This window comes from Nitrosospira multiformis (genome assembly GCF_900110185.1).
Lineage (GTDB): Bacteria > Pseudomonadota > Gammaproteobacteria > Burkholderiales > Nitrosomonadaceae > Nitrosospira > Nitrosospira multiformis_A.
In genome coordinates this window covers 89,353-107,799 of record NZ_FOCT01000012.1, presented here as the reverse complement: position 1 = coordinate 107,799, position 18,447 = coordinate 89,353, and the positions used below count along the sequence as shown (strand labels likewise).

Genomic DNA, 18,447 nt, shown 5'->3' with positions numbered 1-18,447 from the left:
GCGGGATATATCTCTTTGTGCCTGTAGATTCATGAACAACTCCTGAAAACAGTTTCAATTTATCAAAACTGTCAACCGAAGTCGTCATATTCATAGATAAATTATAGGGAAGTGAACCTTTGTAAGCGGATGCCCCCATTCGGTCATTTTAATTCCTGGACTTCGGAGCATTCTTGAATGTCCAGTAAGAATTCAAGAAATAATTGATAAGCATTGCGGGCGCAATACCGACAAGCTGGTGAATCTCCGGAGAGACCTCAGGGAACAGAATGGATAGCACTACAAAAGTGGAATAACTTACGCCCAGAGATACGAGAGAAACCATGTTGAACTTCAGACCCTTGACACGGATGTGATCTTGAGACGTGCGCCAGCGAAAGGTCCAGTAGTTATTCAACAGAAAGTTCGTGATAATCGATATTTCGATTGAGATAGGTGATGCCACATATTTATTTACGTTCGCCTGAAGGAGCAGCGTAAACACACCCAGATTCACAATCACGCCGGATAGCCCCACTATGGCGAACTTGATAAAGGTCTTTGAGCTGTGGAGACGTATCCACCAGGCGTTCAGGATAAACTCGATGATGTCCGAAATTCCGAGCTTCGACTCACCCTTGGTACGATCTACGAAGTCCACGGGAACTTCTTTTATGACTGCACCGAGAGATACGGCCTTGTGCAGCAGTGCAACCTGGAAAGCGTATCCCTGAACACGAAGATCATCAAAAGTGATTTTTCTGAGGAGAGTGGTTTTGATCGCCCTGAAACCGGCTGTGCAGTCTCGAATTCTGTACATTCCGGCAACGTAGCGTGCAACGATATTACCGCCTAGGGAATTCATGCGGCGTAGAAGCCCCCATTCCTTTGGAATGGAGCCGCCCTTCACATAACGGCTGCCAATCACAAAATCGGCGCCTCCATCGAGCGCCGCCATAAGCCGAGGCACATCCTCGGGTTTATGCGAAAAATCAGCGTCCATCTCGAACACGACGTCGGCATGAAGCTCATCCATTGCATGAATCATTCCGCGGATATAGGCGGCACCTAGCCCTGCCTTTTTTCCCATCAGCAAATGCACATTCGGATATGTCGTCTGCTTGGCCCGAATTACTTCCGCCGTGCCGTCGGGTGAATCGTCATCCACCACAAGGAGGTGCATATCATGAAGAAATTCTCGAGCCTGAACCTGTAGCGCATCAATTATGATGCCAATGTTATCCCGCTCGTTGTAGGTCGGCAAAATCACTACAACTTTTAAAGTTGTCATAGAGTATCCACGGAAAGAGACAATTCCTTAATTTAGTGGGCAGTTTGGTGCAAAAAGGACGGGGAGTTATGGGACTTTGGTTGGTTGAAGATTCTCAGGATTTTGTGGGAAACCGTTCCATTGCCGCCACATTTGTCGTATTCCAACTCGAACCAGTGGTACCTCCGACCTTGTTCGGATCGGCTTTTCTTGGATTCCACATAAAAGGTCCGGCGACGCTCACATTAGTCCCATCCGTTTAGAGGAATCTATCCGCCTAGCGCTGCGACCCCTCCGAATGTAAGGAACATATCATTTAGCGGGAGATAGAGATTATTGTCATAGATAGGGCAGATTGGGGTGCAATAAAACCCTTCGAGTCTATTCTGCTGACTAGATAGTGTAGTCACGAGACTTTGAGCCAGAGAGCGATGCATGATGGCAGCAAGGAATGATGTAGTGTTCTTGGCATATCGGGTGGCAATGCCTCGCCAGCGTTTCAGGTGGAGAGAGGTGTTTTCTACCAGATGGCGGAGTCTTTAGAGATGCTCATCATACGGTCTTTGCCTTGTCCGGTTCTTCCTCGTGGAATGACAGGTTTCATGCCCTACTTTATGGCCTGCTCAATGATCTTATCACCGTCGTAGACACGATCTGCAATCAACCGCTCACAAGTTTTTGGCGTTTACTTGTCCTACACAAACCCGCGAAAGAAGCGCCAGCGAGTAAAACAGGAAGAATCAAACTAGTCGAGCGAACCTCGTTCGAGCCTACCGAATCCTTTCCCGACTTCAGCTTTATGGAATACCCTCATTTTTTTCATGTTATTGTTTCCCAATAAAAAAAGACGTTCGAAGATTACAAGAAAATCTATTAGAAAGTAAAGCAATTTTTACCTTCAAGAAGTAACGGCCTGTGACTTGTAGTACCATTAGTGAATTTTTATCCAGGATAGCAAAATTACTGGCAGAAGCAGCAAAAACAGTGACAGGAAGGAATTTATCGCTGTCCAGCCAGTATATGCTGAAGGAGCAGCGCCTTATAAATTCTTGTACTGCTACCGCGTTTTGTCAGCTTCGGAAAAATGAAGTACGCCGTCTCGCAGCCCTTATCCTGTTTTCATTTGCCTTGACATCTCCGGTTCATTTTGAAAGTCTCATCTTGATACTCAGGGATTGCAGCAATGACGTATCCTCAAAAATAAACAGCTCGGAGTAAATATGCAGCATATTGAAGAAGTGAGAAACATCCTATCTGATGTATTGAGCCTCGGTGAAAGAAGAAATTCGCTCAATGAAGATTTCCCCTTGCTTGGGGCCATTCCCGAACTGGATTCAATGGCTGTCGTCAATGTAATCACCGCTCTCGAGGAGCACTTCGACATTACGGTTGACGATGATGAGATCAGTGCAAAAACTTTTGAAACAGTCGGCAGCCTGACGCAATTCGTCGAGCAGAAGCTGGCGGAATGAAAACGGATCCGGGCTCGATTCATGCAGAGCCTTTCTTTTTGCAAACTGACTTGGGACAGCGTTTCTGTCTTTTTCATAAGCCTCATTCTGACAAGGAATGCCGTGGAACAATTTTATATATTCATCCCTTCGGGGAGGAGATGAACAAATCCAGACGTATGGCTGCACTGCAAGCAAGAGCTTTTGCCGCGGCGGGATTTGGCGTCCTGCAGGTAGATCTCTACGGCTGTGGAGACAGCAGCGGAGATTTCAGCGATGCGGGTTGGACTATTTGGAAACAAGACCTGGCACTCGCGCGGTGTTGGCTTGAGAATCGTATTTCTGTACCTGTCAGTCTTTGGGGGCTTCGGCTAGGTGCGCTGCTGGCCTTGGACTTCGCCAGAAGCGAGACCAATCTGATTGACCGAATGATTCTATGGCAGCCGGTGGTTAATGGACAATCTTTCCTGAACCAGTTTCTGAGGTTAAAAATGGCAAATGAAATGCTCGCTGACCCCAGCACTGAAAAAGCCACAGGAACGAATTCCATGCGGCAGCGCTTAGCCAATGGAGAAACGTTGGAAGTAGCCGGATACGAGCTTGCCTCCGACTTGGCACTGACTATTGATAGCTTGAAAGCGATTGACCTCGCCGTCAGGAAATGCATAATTCACTGGTTCGAGATCGTGAGTGAACCAAGTCGTCCCATCTCACCCGCCGCGGCAAGAGTGGTTGGAGAATGGAAACGGAAAGGGGTCGAAGTGGATGTGCGTCTTATAGCATGCTCACCATTTTGGGCCACCCAGGAAATCTCGGAATGTCCTGGATTGATAACAGCCACCACCGATGCCTTTACTATTGCGACATAATGAATTGCGAGGATCGTGCCCTTGTTTTTCGCTGTGAAGACGCTTGGCTGTATGGGATCCTGAGTTTACCTCGGCAACTTTCCTCCAGAGGAGTGTTGATAGCGGTGGGTGGACCCCAATACAGAGTTGGGAGTCACAGGCAGTTTACACTGCTTGCCCGCCATCTGGCAGCAAATGGCAGTCCTGTCCTGCGCTTTGATTTCCGTGGAATGGGGGATAGCGAAGGCTCTGCACGAACCTTCGAGCATGTCGAGGATGACCTGCGCTGTGCAATAGATACCTTTCTTGCGGAAGTGCCGTCGCTTAATGAATTGGTAATTTTGGGTTTATGCGACGCGGCATCGGCTGCACTCTTTTATGCTTATCAGGATCTACGCGTAACTGGGCTGGTTTTGCTGAACCCCTGGATAAGAACGAATGAAGGGGTCGCAAAGGTCTATCTGAAGCATTATTACTCCAAACGCCTTCTTCAGTCCGATTTCTGGCACAAGATAGGGAGCGGAAAATTCGACTATGTTGCTGCCGTACACTCGCTTTGGAGAACAGTGGGCGCAGCGGTAGCAGGAAAATACCTAACTGGCACTTCCTTGAAAGGGAAAAATCTTGAAAAAACTTGTAGCCTTGCTCCCTTGCCAGAACGAATGTTTGAGGGCCTTCGCCGCTTCCAAGGCCGAGTACTCCTGATTATCAGTGGCAATGATCTTACGGCGCAAGAGTTCTTGGACCTGGTTAATGGCTCAGTCGAATGGCAAAAGCTACTGACCTCCCCACAAGTGTCGCATCTGAATTTACCGGAGGCCAACCACACCTTTTCTCGGCGAGAATGGCGCGATCAAGTCGGAGCTTGGACCCAGGACTGGATTCATTCATGGTAAGACGATAAGGCGTGTACTCGTAGCCATGGACGTGCGGCTAAATAGTTTCGTATTTATAGCGACGAGGATAAGGTAAGGATTTTGATAACGCTTCCTTATACGGATATTCAAGTTCTTCCAAAATGCGCTGTTGGCGTCCTACTGAAATGTCTGGGCTGCGCCAATTACATAACTGGAGGAGAGTGCCAGTGAAAATCATATTTAGCATGGTCACCATGCAATCACCATAATTTCCACAAATCTTCAGGCAACTCCCCATTGTGGAGAGGTGGGAACAGTCTATGACTATACAGATACTGAGGACATAAACAGAAGACGTCTAAAAACTGTTGAAGCTCACCATTTTACCTCCACGTAGAAAGCCTGCGACATGGGAATACTGGAACTCTAGGGGGAGAGTTAAATTACACGCTCATGCCGTAGTAAGAATGGTATACGGCGATTATCTGCTGAAAGCTGGACAAACTGACAAGGCGACTGAGGAACTGGGAATAGCCATTGACCTTGAACCAGAAAATCCTACTATCAACTACAATCTTGGCTTGCTCTACTTGAAACAGAAAAATTACGAGCAGGCGAAAACGTATGCGAAGAAAGCGTATGACCTCGGATTTCCGTTGCCAGGCTTGAAGAATCAACTGAAGCAAGCGGGGAAATGGGACGAATAGTGTAAAAAACGCTGATTAGCGCGGATTGAGGTCCAGCAAATCTTATACGCGCATTATCTCTGCTGTAGAGGCAAAATGTGCGATATACCAGCTCATTGCCTGCCTGAGTCCTTCATCGATGCGGTGGGACGGTTCAAAGCCAAGTAATTTAGTGGCTTTCGTAATATCCGCTTGTGAATGCCGCACATCGCCCTTGCGAAAGTCGACGTACGTCGGCTGATGATTCTCCAGCTCCGGAAACTTCTCCAGTAACAACTCGCGCATCATGCCATACAGTTGATTCAGGCTGGTGCGTTCATTCACTGCGACATTGTAAATCTGGTTCACGGCTTCCCTGTTGTCACTGAGAGCGGCGAGAAGATTGGCTTGCACTACATTGTCGATATAACAGAAATCCCGGCTGGTTTCGCCATCCCCATTGATATATAGCGTCTGATTCCTGATCAGTGCCGAAACCCATTGGGGAATAACTGCGGCATAAGCACCATTGGGGTCCTGTCTTGGACCGAATACGTTGAAATAGCGCAGCCCGATGGAGTCCAATCCATAGCAGCGCGCGAACACTTCGGCATAGAGTTCGTTCACATATTTGGTAACAGCATAGGGCGAGAGGGGACGTCCAATTACCGCTTCCACTTTTGGGAGATCCGGGTGGTCGCCGTAGGTGGAACTGGAGGCGGCGTAGATGAAGCGCCTCACTTGCGCATCCCTTGCAGCCACCAGCATGTTGAGAAATCCGGAAATATTGGCTTCGTTGGTTCGGATGGGATCTTGAATGGAACGCGGCACGGAACCCAGCGCTGCCTGGTGCAGAACAAAATCCACCCCCCGGCATGCGTTCGTGCAAGTTTCCAGTTGACAGATATCACCCTCTATAAAGCTGAAATTACCCCAGGCTTTTTCCCCGACCAGGTCCCGTATCTGCTCAAGATTCCGCAGATAGCCGGTGGAAAAATTATCCAATCCGACTACTTTCTGGTTACGCTTGATCAAGGCCTCCAGCAGATTGGATCCGATGAAGCCCGCAACGCCCGTGACCAGCCAGCAGTATTGGTGGTCCTCCAAATGCCGCAGCCATTTTGGGTAAGCAGCCATACGAGGCGGACTATCCTTCACAGTCTCCACACGTTTAAACCAGCTTCCCGCAGCGCGGCAGGATCGAACTGGGATTTCACATCTATGAAACACCCTTTGTCCGTGATTTTGGTCTGAAACTGGGTCAAGGGCATTTCAGTGAATTCGCGGTGGGCAACGGCAACAATCATTGCATCCGCGCGTGGAAGGTTCTCCCATGATTCAAGTTCCACACCGTATTCGTGGCGAGCTTCTTCGGTGCTGGCTACAGGATCGTGGACGTGAATCTCTATTCCATAGCTTTTGAGTTCACTGATCAGATCGGCAACCTTGGAATTCCTGAGATCAGGACAGTTCTCCTTGAAGGCTAGGCCGAGAACATTTACGCGCGCACTCCGAACGTTGATATCGGCCTTGATGATATGCTTGATCGTTTGTTCCGCCACGAATTTGGCCATACTGTCATTGATGCGCCGTCCCGCGAGGATGACCTGGGGGATATAACCGACCATTTCCGCCTTATGAGTAAGGTAGTAGGGATCGACGCCGATACAATGGCCTCCGACCAGACCCGGGCGAAAGGGTAAAAAATTCCATTTGGTGCCAGCCGCCTGCAGCACTTCCAGCGTGTCAATGTCCAGCTTGTCGAAAATAATCGCCAGTTCATTCATCAACGCGATATTCAGGTCTCGCTGAGTATTTTCGATTACTTTGGCTGCTTCCGCTACTTTTATGCTGGACGCACGGTGCACGCCAGCGGTAATTACGCTCTCATAAAGCGCTGCAATTTCTTCCAGGGTATCCTCATCGTCTCCAGAGACGACCTTCAGAATTTTAGTGAGCGTATGTTGCTTGTCGCCGGGATTGATCCGCTCGGGCGAGAAGCCGACATGAAAATCGTTTTTCCATTTCATGCCGGAATGTTTCTCAAGGACAGGAATACAGACTTCCTCGGTTGCTCCTGGGTAAACGGTGGATTCGTAAATAACGATTGCTCCCCGCTTCATATGTTTTCCCACGGTTTCGCTCGCACCTATGAGGGGGCGAAAATCGGGCTGATGGGCTGCGTCTACGGGTGTTGGAACGGCCACGACAATATAATCCGCCTGGGACAACTCAGCCGGGTCGGTAGTGACATGAAGCTGCTCTGCGGCTTTCAGGTCATCGGAGGAAACCTCACCGGTCGGATCGATAAATTGCTTGTAACTTGCTATCTTGCTGCTCGAAAGATCGTAGCCAATGGTTTTCCTTTTTTTTCCGAACTCCACCGCCAAAGGTAATCCCACATAGCCTAGCCCAACCACTGCCACCACACTCATCAGTTACCTCCCGCTTTATACTTATAGACGTTATAACGGCACAAAACCAGATCATCTCCATCCAATATCATCAAGCCATATCACCTCGAATACCATTGTACTGAAGGTCAGTTCCCGAACTGTTCATGGCAGCATATCATAGCGAGAAATGACAAAGGAAAAAGGAAGAGGCTGGCTGTGAGCAGGATTTGTGCTTGCCCAACACACTTTCAACATGCCCCGCCCTCTGCCTGGCTTACAGCGCGAAACCTCCTAAAACCTCTTGATGCTCTTGATGCTCTCAGAATCGCGCAAGCCAAAGAAACGATCGCACCCTGGCTCACCTATGTAGAAGCCGGGCGAGCCGGATGCCATAAGCCGACCTGCCTCGACTCAATCAGGAACAAAGTTCATTGCACCGACTGCTTTGGAACGAGTCTCCACGCAAAGTCTGGAGATCCGTTCAGGTTCGCAACCGAGTAGTGCTTGATGAACCGGGATAAGCGTCGCTTTGCGACGAATGATATTTTTAAGCGTTTCTATGCCGTCCTACACTATCGTCCAGCTCAACCACAGGTGCGGACGCCACGCTCCGCCGCGTATTCGCGACGGCTTCCTCCCATATCCGCCGTAATGCGTCCCACATGCCTGCCCGAACTGTGGTCAGATAAAGAGTATTATCGCTCAACCCGTTTACAAGACGCCGCTGAGCTTCAGCCAGATTATGGTAGGGCATGCTCATGAAGAGATGGTGTGTTGCGTGATAGCGCAAACCAACCGGAGCCCACAGGCCAGTAAGGAAGTTGCCTGGCACATTGATGGAATCGAGATATTGCTCGGCAAATTCCATCGGGCGGTCGCCGGGATTACGATACGCGTGCGCGCTCAATGTGCGCAAGGAGTTTATAAAGAAGATGAACATCGCGATGACGTACCAGAAGACCAGGAAGTAAGGGGTCAGAATACCCAGTGCAATACAGGTAACCACCACGGTGATAAATACAAAAGCGCCAAACTCCTGGATTCTCCAATGCCTGTCGTTGCGGATCGCATTCAGCGCACGCTTATAGTTCATATCTATGGTGAGTGAGGAGGCGCGCTCCCACAGAATCCGGCGCAGCGGGGGAATGAAATACGACAGCGGTGTGAGAAGCAGGAAACGAACGATGAAGAAAAGCGGCAGGATGAAGGACAGCAGCACATACCCCACCATGACCATCGGTTTCAAGGTTGCAAAAGGGATATATTCTCCATCTCCGGCAGTGCCATACACATCCCTCCTGTGGTGATCGTTGTGCACGCCATCATAGGTAAAGGAAGGAATCAGCAGAGGTATGCCACACGTCACATTCCAAATAAAGCGAAACAGCCCGAAGCTGCCCTTTCTGAGGTGGGCCAACTCATGTACAAAGATAGCGGCGCGATAAAAAGCAAACGTGGCAACGAGCATCGCCAACAACTGCCAGAATGAAAAGAGCGGCATGGACAGGATGATCAGGAAGGCTGTCCAGCCAAGCGAGATATGGAAGAGAAAATCCAACCAGTAGATCCAGGGGTTGGGCGTCATAAGATCGCGGACAAGGTTGTGCGCCTCCCGCAACGGAAATTCCTGTCCTGGCTGTATCTGCATCATTACCGGATACTCACTGTTCTTTGTCTGGTACCGACTCGGTCTGACGCGCTATCTGCTCTCTTTCCATGTCCCGCCATTATTTCACGAACCTGGAACACAGCGCGACTTCATTCGAACACCTCGGCATGAACCAGTCTCGCCGCCTTTTCATCTTTGCTGGAAACGACGGGGCTTGCCCCTGTCTCAATGGGCCATTCGATGGCAATTCCCGGGTCGTTCCACAGAATACTGCGATCAAAATCAGAAAAATAGTACTCGGTGGTTTTATATAAGAAATCTGCAATGTCACTGAGGACATAGAACCCATGCGCAAATCCGGGCGGCAACCACAACTGGCGGTAATTGTCTTCAGTCAATTCCACCCCCACCCAATGCCCAAAAGTAGGGGATGATCTGCGAATGTCTACCGCTACGTCGAATACTGCCCCACGCACGACACGTACCAGCTTTCCCTGCGGCCGACGAATCTGATAGTGTAGACCGCGCAGCACACCCTTGACAGAGCGGCTATGATTATCCTGTACAAACCGCACGTCAAGTCCGATCGCCTCCCGGAAATTTTCCTGATTGAAGCTCTCGAAGAAAAATCCGCGACTATCTCCGAATACTTTAGGCTCGATTATCAGGACCTCCGGGATAGAGGTGGCGATAACCTTCATGTAACCACCCGTTCCTCTAGCAAGTGTTTCAAGTACTGGCCGTAACCATTCTTGGCCAGAGGTTGCGCCAGCTTCGCAAGCTGCTCACCGCTGATGAAACCCTGGCGAAAGGCAATCTCTTCCGGGCAGGCCACTTTGAGTCCTTGACGGTGTTCGATGGTTTCAATGAAGTTGCTCGCTTCTATCAGGCTTTCGTGCGTGCCGGTATCGAGCCAGGCATAGCCACGCCCCATGATTTCCACATTGAGCTGATTGTGCTTGAGATAAGTGCGATTGACATCGGTGATTTCCAGCTCGCCGCGCGCGGAAGGCTTGAGTCCACTGGCAATGTCCACCACCTGATTATCGTAGAAATAAAGGCCAGTCACCGCGTAGTTGCTCTTGGGTTGAGCAGGTTTTTCTTCCAGCGAAGAAACACGATGATTCGCATCAAAGGCGACGACCCCGTACCGCTCCGGGTCCTGTACGTGATAGGCAAAGACTGTCGCACCTTCCTGTCTTTCCATGGCATGCTGTAATTGCAGATGCAAATCGTGGCCATAGAAAATGTTATCACCCAACACAAGCGCGCTCGAATCCCTTCCAATGAAATCCCTGCCAATGATAAAAGCATGAGCGAGCCCATCCGGGCTGTTTTGCACCGCATATTGCAGGTTCAAACCCCAATCGCCCCCATCACCCAGAAGCTGCTCGAAACGTGGCGTATCCTGAGGAGTGGAAATAATGAGAATGTCGCGAATACCCGCAAGCATCAATGTGCTGAGCGGATAGTAGATCATGGGCTTGTCGTAAATAGGCAGCAGTTGTTTGGAGACCGCTTTTGTCACCGGATAGAGCCGTGTGCCGGAGCCCCCGGCAAGAATGATGCCTTTACGCTGAATCATAGTGGTTTCTCGAGAATTTCGGTGAGCATGCGGGCAACCCCTGTCTCCCACGACGGCAAGCTTAAATCGAATGTGCTTTGCAGTTTTCCGGTATCGAGGCGGGAGTTTTTTGGCCGCCGAGCGGCGGATGGAAATTCGTTGCTTGCTACCGGGACAATATTTTCCGGCGCGACCGTGAGCTTGACTCCTCTCTGCCGCGCAAAGTTCAATACAAAACTCGCATAACCATACCAGGATGTTTCACCCGCGGCAGCCAGATGATAAAGCCCTGAGATATTCTGCCGCTGCCTGCTTATCCGTATGACGTGAGCAGTGATGTCAGCCAGAAGCTCCGCACCGGTAGGAGCACCGACCTGGTCATCGATAACATTGAGACTATCGCGTTGCTGAGCCAAGCGCAGCATGGTTTTTGCGAAATTACTGCCACGCGCTGCAAAAACCCAACTCGTGCGAAAGATGAGATGGTTGCAACCCGAGGTCAAAATCGCTTGCTCGGCTTCGAGCTTAGTTATGCCGTACACATTTAAAGGGGCGGGAGAATCGGTTTCCATACGAGGCGCACTTCCGCTCCCGTCAAATACATAATCGGTAGAATAATGTACCAGCCAGGCGCCCAGCTTGCCGGCCTCGCGGGCGAGTATAGCGGGAGCGAGGGCGTTGATGAGACGGACACGCTCCGGCTCGCTTTCAGCCTTGTCCACCGCTGTATAGGCGGCGGCATTCACGATCACATCCGGCGCAACTGCCCGAACGGTATCCGCAATTCCATCGAAGCGCGTGAAGTCACCGCAGTATTCCCGGCTCCCAAAATCCAGAGTCACTATCTCTCCCAGGGGGGCAAGACTGCGCTGCAGTTCCCACCCAACCTGGCCGTCTTTTCCGAACAGCAGAATTTTCATCAAGCGCGCTCTTTGTAGTTCTTCTCCACCCAGTGTCGGTAAGCACCGGATTGAACATGGGTGACCCAAACCGCGTTGTCGAGATACCATTGCACGGTTTTGCTGATTCCTGTTTCAAAAGTTTCAGCAGGTCTCCAACCCAGCTCAAGCTCGATTTTGCTCGCATCGATCGCATAGCGCCGGTCATGGCCTGGACGATCCGCCACATATTTGATCAGATTGCGATAGGACTGGCCCGCCTGGGGGCGAAACGTGTCCAGCAGGCTACAGATTGTTTCCACAATTTCGATGTTGGGTTTTTCATTCCAGCCCCCGATATTATAAATCTGTCCCGGAACGCCGTCCTCCAGCACGCGGCGAATGGCGCTGCAATGATCTTTTACGTAGAGCCAGTCACGGATTTGCTGGCCATCGCCGTAGACCGGCAATGACTTTCCGGCCAGTGCATGGACAATCATGAGCGGGATGAGCTTTTCGGGAAATTGATATGGGCCGTAATTGTTGGAGCAGTTTGTTGTGAGAACAGGCAATCCGTAAGTGTGGTGATAGGCGCGCACCAAATGATCGCTCGCTGCCTTGCTTGCCGAGTAAGGGCTGTTAGGTTCGTAACGATGCGTCTCGGTAAAAGGCATTTCGTCTTTTGCCAGCGAGCCATAAACCTCATCGGTCGAGACATGCAGAAAACGAAACTGCTGCTTTTCATTTTCCTTCAATTTGCTCCAGTAATCGCGAGATGCTTCCAGAAGGCGAAAGGTGCCCACGATGTTGGTCTGTATGAAATCCTCCGGACCATGTATGGAACGATCGACATGGCTCTCTGCGGCAAAATTAAGGATGGCGCGCGGCCGATAGTCCTTTAGCAGATGAACCAGGAGATCGGAATCACCAATATCGCCTTGTATAAAAACATGCCGCTTGTCACCCTCCAACGTTTTCAGGTTCTCCAGGTTGCCAGCATAAGTAAGCACGTCGAGGTTGATGACCGCCTCGTCAGATTGCTCCAACCAATCCAATACGAAATTTGCCCCGATAAATCCGGCGCCTCCTGTTACCAGAATCATTTGCTCTTCCTTGAACTCATTACGTTATGCTGTTTAATACACCCTTACGGCTTGGGAATCCTTACGATGAATCCTGATGATGGACAAAATCGAAAAATGCAGAATAAGTGGTTAAAACTCTTCGTCTTGCCGCAAATAACGCCACTTTCCCAAGGGAAGCTCGCCCAGCCTTACCTTGCCGATGCGAACGCGTTTCAGTCCTGTGACCTTCAAACCAACCAGTTCGCACATTCTACGAATCTGCCGCTTCCTGCCTTCCTTTAAAATGAACCTCAACTGGTCCTTATTTTGCTGGACCACCGCGGCACGTTTCAGTGCCTGTCCATCCAGACTCAGGCCGTGACTTAACAGATTCAGAGTGCGCTGGGACAACGCTCCTTCTACACGTACAAGATACTCCTTTTCAATCTCGGATTCGGCACCGATCAATTTCCTTGCGATGCGACCGTCCTGGGTAAACACAAGCAATCCACTTGAATCGATATCCAACCGACCTGCGGGCGCCATGCCTTTCAAATTTGATGGACTAAAACTGGACGGTGCATTGCTATCATGAAACTGCGATTCTCTATTAATGAGGCTGATCGCGGGCTTGTATCCTCGCTCGGGTTGTCCTGAAACATACCCGACGGGCTTATGCAACAGTACGGTGATTTGATCACACTGCTGCGCTTGCGCCATGCGCGCAAGCTTTATTTCCTGCGTAGGAAAAACCTTGATGCCCAATTGACTTATGCGCTCGCCATCCACAAATACCCAGCCGCGTTCGATATAGTCATCCGCTTCCCGGCGCGAACACAACCCCTTCTGGGACATGAGCTTGGATAACCGGATTTTTTCCATTGCTTCCTGCTGCTGAACGAAAAAGACTCGCGAACATAACGACACATCGTTCAAGAACTGCACATTATAGTTTGAACGTCCGCACCGTTTCAGCTAAAATTCGCCTTGCAGGCGCGTAGCTCAGCTGGTTAGAGCACCACCTTGACATGGTGGGGGTCGTTGGTTCGAGTCCAATCGCGCCTACCAATTTAAAGGGGCTCTTTCCCATTAACGGGGATGGGCATTAATCAGACACGGTTGGTCACACCGTCCAACCGCATTGAGCCAATATCCCTTACATCCGTTATCCTGTTTCCTCCAATAAACAGGATAGCGCGCTTGGTCTTTCTCTTGCTTTTTGCTGCACGCTCCCCTGCCATACTTTCTCTCTGCCGCGTCCGATCATTTAAACCATCGAAAGAAGTTTCGATTTCCGTACACGCGGGTTACGATCAGGATGCCCTGGACCAGGAAAACGTTTGAAAGTATTCCTTTGAGGGAAGAAAGGTCCTTTACTCAAAAAGGGAATGCAGACAGACGAAAAACTCAGAAATCCGTGGGAATGAAAAGAGCATCCTAGCTATGAAAATGAGAAGCGGTACGACGTCGAATTCGAATGGTTTCGACAGGATTATAACAAGAAGAAGTAATAAAACGGGAACGGCCCCCGAAGGGGCCGCGTCAAAAGAACAAAGGACTGAGAATCTTCGCTTATGAGGTTTTGCGCATTCCCCGGCGACGAACAACGGCGCCCATGAGCCCCAAACCAGCGAGAAGCATCGCATATGTTTCGGGTTCAGGTATCGATGCTGCAATGGCCCCCGCATATATGCCACCCTCGCTACCACCTGTTACACCAGTAATGTTAAGGTAATGCAAGCCGGAAAGGGAAGTGTTCCAATCCAGGCTCAGCATATTATCGCTGTTACCGGGTGAGGGAAGCACAACCGATTGCAGAACAGTATCATCACCACCCCCTATCGCCCCGTCAGCGCCGGCTGACACAAGCGACATGGTGGCAAGCACCGTATCAAAGCTAAATCCACTAAAGCTGAGTGGAATGTCTACCACCGTTGCGGCACCGCCGAAGTTAGGCTGTTGTACGTCAAACGTGAAAATGTCGCTAAAACCGGTGGTTGTCGGTCCCACGATACTGTTGAAAACTGTGGGCGCAGAGGTGGATATCGTGCCCAGACTCTGTTGTGTATCGGCATATGCTGCAGCACTGGCGCTTGCCAGGACCGCAACTGCAACGGCTTGTTTCAATGGAAATTTAGTCATCTTATACCTCCTAATCGTCATGTACATGGAAGTTAAGCCAACCATCCCTACATAACTCTTCATATATGGAAGAGTGGCTGACAATTTTTTTGTGGGTGATACCTGTTGCACCGAGGTGCGAAATAAATTCGCGAGCCTCGATAATGGAAGATTACACTCCGTGGGAAAATGATCAATAGACCGATAGGACTAGCTAAGGGAATTGATCGAGTCTTCAGCTTTCCTTTCTTCCATAAACATCCTCGAATCGCACGATGTCGTCTTCTCCCAAATATGAACCGGATTGAACCTCTATCATCTCCAATGGGACGCAGCCAGGGTTCTGCAAACGATGACGCGTGCCCAGTGGTATGAAAGTAGATTCATTTTCCGACACAAGATAAGTCGTATCGCCACGGGTTACCTGTGCAGTTCCATGTACGACGATCCAATGCTCGGCGCGATGATGGTGCATCTGAAGCGACAACGAAGCGCCTGGCTTGACAACGATCCGCTTTACCTGGAAACGCTCACCCGAATCGACTCCATCATACCACCCCCAAGGACGGAATACCTTTCGGTGCAGCTCGCTCTCCGGTCGGCCCCCGCGCTTAAGGTCGTCCACGATTTTCTTTACATGCTGGGTTTTGTTCATGTGGGCCACGAGGATGGCATCAGGGGTTTCAATCACCACCATGTCCTCAATCCCCACGCAGGCCACGAGCCGATGCTCGGACAAGGCCAATACGTTGCGGCAATCATTCAACAGCACATCGCCTTGAGACACGTTGCCTTGATGATCCTTGGGCAGAACCTGCCACAAGGAATCCCAGGACCCCACATCGGACCATCCCGCGGAGAGCGGAATGAACACTCCGGCCGGCAATGAGTCATCATGAGCGAGGCGCTCCATTACGGCATAATCAATCGAATCGCTCGGACAGCGCAGAAACTCTTCCTTATTGACACGTAAAAAATCGCCATCGACTACCCCCTTCTCCCAGGCTGCACGACAAGCGGTTGAAATATCGGGACGACAGGCACCTATGACAGCAAGCCATACCGAAGCCGTCATCATGAATAGCCCGCTGTTCCAGAAATAGGAGCCAGTCTCGAGATATGTTTGGGCGGTGACACGATCGGGTTTTTCAACAAAGCGCGCTATCCGGCTTGCCCCACTCGTTCCCAGGGGCTCGCCGGCTTCAATATAGCCATAGCCTGTTTCCGGCGAATCCGGCGTGATTCCAAATGTTACCACTGCACCGGCCGCAGCTAGCGTCATGCCTGCACGAATGGCCATTTGAAAACGAGGCACATCAACGATCACATGATCTGCCGGCATCACCAGCAGAACTGGATCGCTTCCATCCCGCATTGCTGCAAGTGCGGCCAGTGTAAGTGCGGGAGCAGTATTACGTCCCACCGGCTCGAGCAGAATATTCCCTTTTGTTCCCATGAGCCGCAGTTGCTCGGCAATGACAAAGCGGTACTCCTCGTTACAAATAACGAGAGGCGCTCCAAGCTCGATATCGGTGAGTCCTTCCATGCGGCGGAGGGTAGCTTGCAACAGCGAGTCTTCACCGATAAAAGACAAGAGCTGTTTGGGATATTTCTGGCGTGAAAGGGGCCACAGGCGGGTTCCGGACCCGCCGGAGAGGACAATGGGAACCAATGGTTGCATAAAGTTTTTACGAAAAACGAATCGTTGCTGCTCGAGTGGATTTACCAGGGACCCTGGCAGCAGAGAGCTGATAGCGGCAAAGAAATTAGAACCACACTCACTCTAGTCCAAATGTGAATTCTCGCCCCCATATCCCTCGGGATTCTGGTTCTGCCAGCGCCAGGTGTCAACGCACATTTCTTCGAGGCTCCGCTCTGCCCTCCAGCCGAGGAGATCGGATGCGAGTGCGGGCTCAGCATAGCATGAGGCAATATCACCCGGGCGGCGGGAAGCAATTCTGTATGATACCTTTCGGCCACTCGCCTTTTCAAAAGCCCTTATCATTTCCAGCACACTATAGCCCGTCCCGGTTCCGAGGTTTACCGTCAGGCATCCTCGCCTGTTAACGGCGTCTGCATTGCGCACTTCCGGATTCTCGAGGGCTTCGAGGGCTTTGAGATGGCCTAATGCCAAATCCACGACATGAATATAGTCGCGCACACCCGTCCCATCCGGCGTAGGATAATCATTACCCCACACATTCAGATACTCGCGACGGCCGATGGCAACCTGGGCCACAAAGGGCATGAGATTATCAGGAGTTCCTCTGGGGTCTTCACCGATCAGACCGCTGGAATGTGCTCCAACAGGATTGAAATACCTGAGGATGGCACAGCGCCAGGAAGAATCACTGCGGTACAGATCGCGCAGAATTTCTTCAATCATCAGTTTGCTCCGCCCATAGGGATTCGTGGCAGAGAGAGGATGATCTTCCGTTAATGGCAGCCGCTTTGGCTCACCGTAAACAGTAGCAGAGGAGCTGAATACCAGAGTCTTCACTCCGCACTCTGACATCGCCTCCAGCAAACGAAGAGTACCCACAACGTTATTATCGTAGTAAGCCAGCGGCTGCTGCACCGACTCTCCCACGGCTTTAAGGCCGGCGAAGTGGATGACGGCGCTTGCTTGACTCTCTTGGAGGGCTTTGGTCAAGGAGGAACGATCACGGCAATCGCCTTGCACAACGCGGAGTTTTTTTCCGGTGATATGCTCAACCCGCCTTAATGCTTCAGGATGGCTATTGCAAAAATTGTCGAATACAGTGACATCAAGGCCTGCGCTCAACAATTCCACACAGGTATGTGAACCTATATAACCTGCGCCACCGGTGACAAGGATCATAAGTTGTTTTACTCCGACACACAAGATCCGTCAATCATGGCACACTCTGCATCAAAGAGTGAACCATGACAGGGAATGCAAAAGACTTGTTCCCCATCGCAGTCGAGCCCACGCTCTGCTTCCACTCGCGCGGGTTTTTGGAAAATAGCACACTATTTCGCCAAAACCATCAGCGAAAATCCTCCAAGGATCCTCACTGTCAGATCCTGATTGATCAAGAATAATATTTTCCTGGGAACCTTCAGTAACTTGGCTTTCCATCCCCAAATCGCCAGATTTGGAAGATCGGAATTGTTTGTATAGAAAAAATCTATTACTTCATAGCCTGTATCCTTCAAAGTTGCCAGGGCGGTTTCCTTTGTGAATTGGTGGATGTGACCCACTGATAACCGCTGCTTTATAAGTGGAGTGCTACGTAGTACCCATTGGACCGACAACTCGAGGGGAATATGGAATACCTTGTACGCTCCCTTTTTCCGCAGATCGCGTAGAAATCCGAAATAATCTTCGACATGCTCGAATACATCGATGGCCATTACCACGTCGAACTCGGCACTGTCGTCAAATAAACTTTTGTGATGGTAACGTAGATTGCCTCTCGTCTTTTTTCTGCATAATTCAAATGCGCCTGGAGAAATTTCATATCCTGTAAACGATACCTCATCACCATAACGCGTAGCCAGATTCTCTAATATACCTCCAGCCCCACATCCAACCTCGCATACGGTCGAGGGATGAACACCGTTTCTTTTTAATAACCTGTCTATGTGATCCGCTTTCCACGGCGAATCCTCCTCATGCCAGGTTGGATGTTTGCTTAAATAAGTTCCATCCTCGTAAATGCTATTTGTCCCCATACTCACCTCCATGAATATAGCGCCTTGATTTATTATACTTCTGTAC

General features: G+C 50.3%; 17 protein-coding genes, 1 tRNA gene and 1 pseudogene. 5 read left to right on the top strand and 14 right to left on the bottom strand.

Features of this window, described 5'->3' with window-relative positions:
- Positions 1-148: 148 nt before the first annotated feature.
- A complete protein-coding gene (locus tag BMY01_RS13325) occupies positions 149-1,270 on the bottom strand; it encodes a glycosyltransferase family 2 protein (protein ID WP_074748312.1) in 1,122 nt (373 codons plus the stop codon).
- A 398-nt stretch (positions 1,271-1,668) separates the two neighbouring features.
- Positions 1,669-1,919, bottom strand: a pseudogene (locus tag BMY01_RS18405) (IS5/IS1182 family transposase); the annotation flags it as partial.
- 550 nt (positions 1,920-2,469) lie between these two features.
- Between BMY01_RS18405 and BMY01_RS13315 the strand changes: the two are divergent.
- From BMY01_RS13315 to BMY01_RS18400, 4 genes are all read left to right on the top strand, one after another.
- Entirely contained in the window at positions 2,470-2,721 is a 252-nt protein-coding gene (locus BMY01_RS13315; protein ID WP_074748306.1) for an acyl carrier protein, read from the top strand.
- Complete coding sequence (locus BMY01_RS13310) at positions 2,718-3,569, top strand: hydrolase 2, exosortase A system-associated (protein WP_074748303.1); 852 nt, start codon at positions 2,718-2,720, stop codon at positions 3,567-3,569. The genes BMY01_RS13315 and BMY01_RS13310 overlap by 4 nt, the downstream gene beginning before the upstream one ends.
- Positions 3,482-4,444, top strand: coding sequence for a hydrolase 1, exosortase A system-associated (locus BMY01_RS13305; RefSeq protein WP_368086244.1), 963 nt, complete (start codon positions 3,482-3,484; stop codon positions 4,442-4,444). Before BMY01_RS13310 ends, BMY01_RS13305 begins: the two co-directional genes overlap by 88 nt.
- 428 nt (positions 4,445-4,872) lie before the next feature.
- Positions 4,873-5,112 (top strand): tetratricopeptide repeat protein, encoded by a 240-nt coding sequence (locus tag BMY01_RS18400; protein WP_074748297.1) that lies wholly within the window; start codon positions 4,873-4,875, stop codon positions 5,110-5,112.
- A gap of 42 nt (positions 5,113-5,154) precedes the next feature.
- On the opposite strand, the gene BMY01_RS13295 is transcribed toward BMY01_RS18400, so the two are convergent.
- The 8 genes from BMY01_RS13295 to BMY01_RS13260 form a co-directional block, all read right to left on the bottom strand.
- Entirely contained in the window at positions 5,155-6,207 is a 1,053-nt protein-coding gene (locus BMY01_RS13295; RefSeq protein WP_074748294.1) for an SDR family oxidoreductase, read from the bottom strand.
- A 17-nt stretch (positions 6,208-6,224) separates the two neighbouring features.
- On the bottom strand, positions 6,225-7,505 hold the full coding sequence (locus BMY01_RS13290; protein WP_074748291.1) for a nucleotide sugar dehydrogenase: 1,281 nt from the start codon (positions 7,503-7,505) through the stop codon (positions 6,225-6,227).
- Positions 7,506-8,013: 508 nt separating this feature from the next.
- On the bottom strand, positions 8,014-9,117 hold the full coding sequence (locus BMY01_RS13285; protein WP_074748288.1) for a fatty acid desaturase family protein: 1,104 nt from the start codon (positions 9,115-9,117) through the stop codon (positions 8,014-8,016).
- A gap of 107 nt (positions 9,118-9,224) precedes the next feature.
- Positions 9,225-9,776 (bottom strand): dTDP-4-dehydrorhamnose 3,5-epimerase, encoded by a 552-nt coding sequence (gene rfbC / locus BMY01_RS13280; RefSeq protein ID WP_074748285.1) that lies wholly within the window; start codon positions 9,774-9,776, stop codon positions 9,225-9,227.
- Positions 9,773-10,660 (bottom strand): glucose-1-phosphate thymidylyltransferase RfbA, encoded by an 888-nt coding sequence (gene rfbA / locus BMY01_RS13275; protein WP_074748282.1) that lies wholly within the window; start codon positions 10,658-10,660, stop codon positions 9,773-9,775. The genes rfbC and rfbA overlap by 4 nt, the downstream gene beginning before the upstream one ends.
- Positions 10,657-11,559, bottom strand: coding sequence for a dTDP-4-dehydrorhamnose reductase (gene rfbD / locus BMY01_RS13270; RefSeq protein WP_074748279.1), 903 nt, complete (start codon positions 11,557-11,559; stop codon positions 10,657-10,659). Before rfbD ends, rfbA begins: the two co-directional genes overlap by 4 nt.
- The gene (gene rfbB / locus BMY01_RS13265) at positions 11,559-12,620 is read right to left on the bottom strand and encodes a dTDP-glucose 4,6-dehydratase (RefSeq protein WP_074748276.1); all 1,062 of its coding nucleotides are present in this window, start codon (positions 12,618-12,620) and stop codon (positions 11,559-11,561) included. The genes rfbD and rfbB overlap by 1 nt, the downstream gene beginning before the upstream one ends.
- Before the next feature lie 111 nt (positions 12,621-12,731).
- A complete protein-coding gene (locus BMY01_RS13260; protein WP_074748273.1) occupies positions 12,732-13,463 on the bottom strand; it encodes a pseudouridine synthase in 732 nt (243 codons plus the stop codon).
- A gap of 109 nt (positions 13,464-13,572) precedes the next feature.
- Between BMY01_RS13260 and BMY01_RS13255 the strand changes: the two genes are divergently transcribed.
- Positions 13,573-13,649: transfer RNA gene (locus tag BMY01_RS13255), tRNA-Val, on the top strand.
- A 504-nt stretch (positions 13,650-14,153) separates the two neighbouring features.
- Here the strand turns inward: BMY01_RS13255 and BMY01_RS18135 are convergent.
- The 4 genes from BMY01_RS18135 to BMY01_RS13235 form a co-directional block, all read right to left on the bottom strand.
- Positions 14,154-14,723 (bottom strand): FxDxF family PEP-CTERM protein, encoded by a 570-nt coding sequence (locus BMY01_RS18135; protein WP_217638671.1) that lies wholly within the window; start codon positions 14,721-14,723, stop codon positions 14,154-14,156.
- 214 nt (positions 14,724-14,937) lie between these two features.
- Positions 14,938-16,383: a mannose-1-phosphate guanylyltransferase/mannose-6-phosphate isomerase gene (locus BMY01_RS13245; protein ID WP_074748270.1), complete on the bottom strand. Its 1,446-nt coding sequence runs from the start codon at positions 16,381-16,383 to the stop codon at positions 14,938-14,940.
- Between the two features lie 102 nt (positions 16,384-16,485).
- Entirely contained in the window at positions 16,486-17,544 is a 1,059-nt protein-coding gene (galE, locus tag BMY01_RS13240) for a UDP-glucose 4-epimerase GalE (protein WP_074748267.1), read from the bottom strand.
- Between the two features lie 152 nt (positions 17,545-17,696).
- Positions 17,697-18,413, bottom strand: coding sequence for a class I SAM-dependent methyltransferase (locus tag BMY01_RS13235; protein ID WP_217638670.1), 717 nt, complete (start codon positions 18,411-18,413; stop codon positions 17,697-17,699).
- Positions 18,414-18,447: the final 34 nt, after the last annotated feature.

What these genes read in the sequence shown, in the direction of transcription:
- BMY01_RS13325 (WP_074748312.1), bottom strand. Translation starts at nt 1,270, where the DNA reads ATGACAACTTTAAAAGTTGTAGTGATTTTGCCGACCTACAACGAGCGG.
- BMY01_RS13315 (WP_074748306.1), top strand. Translation starts at nt 2,470, where the DNA reads ATGCAGCATATTGAAGAAGTGAGAAACATCCTATCTGATGTATTGAGC.
- BMY01_RS13310 (WP_074748303.1), top strand. Translation starts at nt 2,718, where the DNA reads ATGAAAACGGATCCGGGCTCGATTCATGCAGAGCCTTTCTTTTTGCAA.
- BMY01_RS13305 (WP_368086244.1), top strand. Translation starts at nt 3,482, where the DNA reads ATGCTCACCATTTTGGGCCACCCAGGAAATCTCGGAATGTCCTGGATT.
- BMY01_RS18400 (WP_074748297.1), top strand. Translation starts at nt 4,873, where the DNA reads ATGGTATACGGCGATTATCTGCTGAAAGCTGGACAAACTGACAAGGCG.
- BMY01_RS13295 (WP_074748294.1), bottom strand. Translation starts at nt 6,207, where the DNA reads ATGGCTGCTTACCCAAAATGGCTGCGGCATTTGGAGGACCACCAATAC.
- BMY01_RS13290 (WP_074748291.1), bottom strand. Translation starts at nt 7,505, where the DNA reads ATGAGTGTGGTGGCAGTGGTTGGGCTAGGCTATGTGGGATTACCTTTG.
- BMY01_RS13285 (WP_074748288.1), bottom strand. Translation starts at nt 9,117, where the DNA reads ATGATGCAGATACAGCCAGGACAGGAATTTCCGTTGCGGGAGGCGCAC.
- rfbC (WP_074748285.1), bottom strand. Translation starts at nt 9,776, where the DNA reads ATGAAGGTTATCGCCACCTCTATCCCGGAGGTCCTGATAATCGAGCCT.
- rfbA (WP_074748282.1), bottom strand. Translation starts at nt 10,660, where the DNA reads ATGATTCAGCGTAAAGGCATCATTCTTGCCGGGGGCTCCGGCACACGG.
- rfbD (WP_074748279.1), bottom strand. Translation starts at nt 11,559, where the DNA reads ATGAAAATTCTGCTGTTCGGAAAAGACGGCCAGGTTGGGTGGGAACTG.
- rfbB (WP_074748276.1), bottom strand. Translation starts at nt 12,620, where the DNA reads ATGATTCTGGTAACAGGAGGCGCCGGATTTATCGGGGCAAATTTCGTA.
- BMY01_RS13260 (WP_074748273.1), bottom strand. Translation starts at nt 13,463, where the DNA reads ATGGAAAAAATCCGGTTATCCAAGCTCATGTCCCAGAAGGGGTTGTGT.
- BMY01_RS18135 (WP_217638671.1), bottom strand. Translation starts at nt 14,723, where the DNA reads ATGACTAAATTTCCATTGAAACAAGCCGTTGCAGTTGCGGTCCTGGCA.
- BMY01_RS13245 (WP_074748270.1), bottom strand. Translation starts at nt 16,383, where the DNA reads ATGCAACCATTGGTTCCCATTGTCCTCTCCGGCGGGTCCGGAACCCGC.
- galE (WP_074748267.1), bottom strand. Translation starts at nt 17,544, where the DNA reads ATGATCCTTGTCACCGGTGGCGCAGGTTATATAGGTTCACATACCTGT.
- BMY01_RS13235 (WP_217638670.1), bottom strand. Translation starts at nt 18,413, where the DNA reads ATGGAGGTGAGTATGGGGACAAATAGCATTTACGAGGATGGAACTTAT.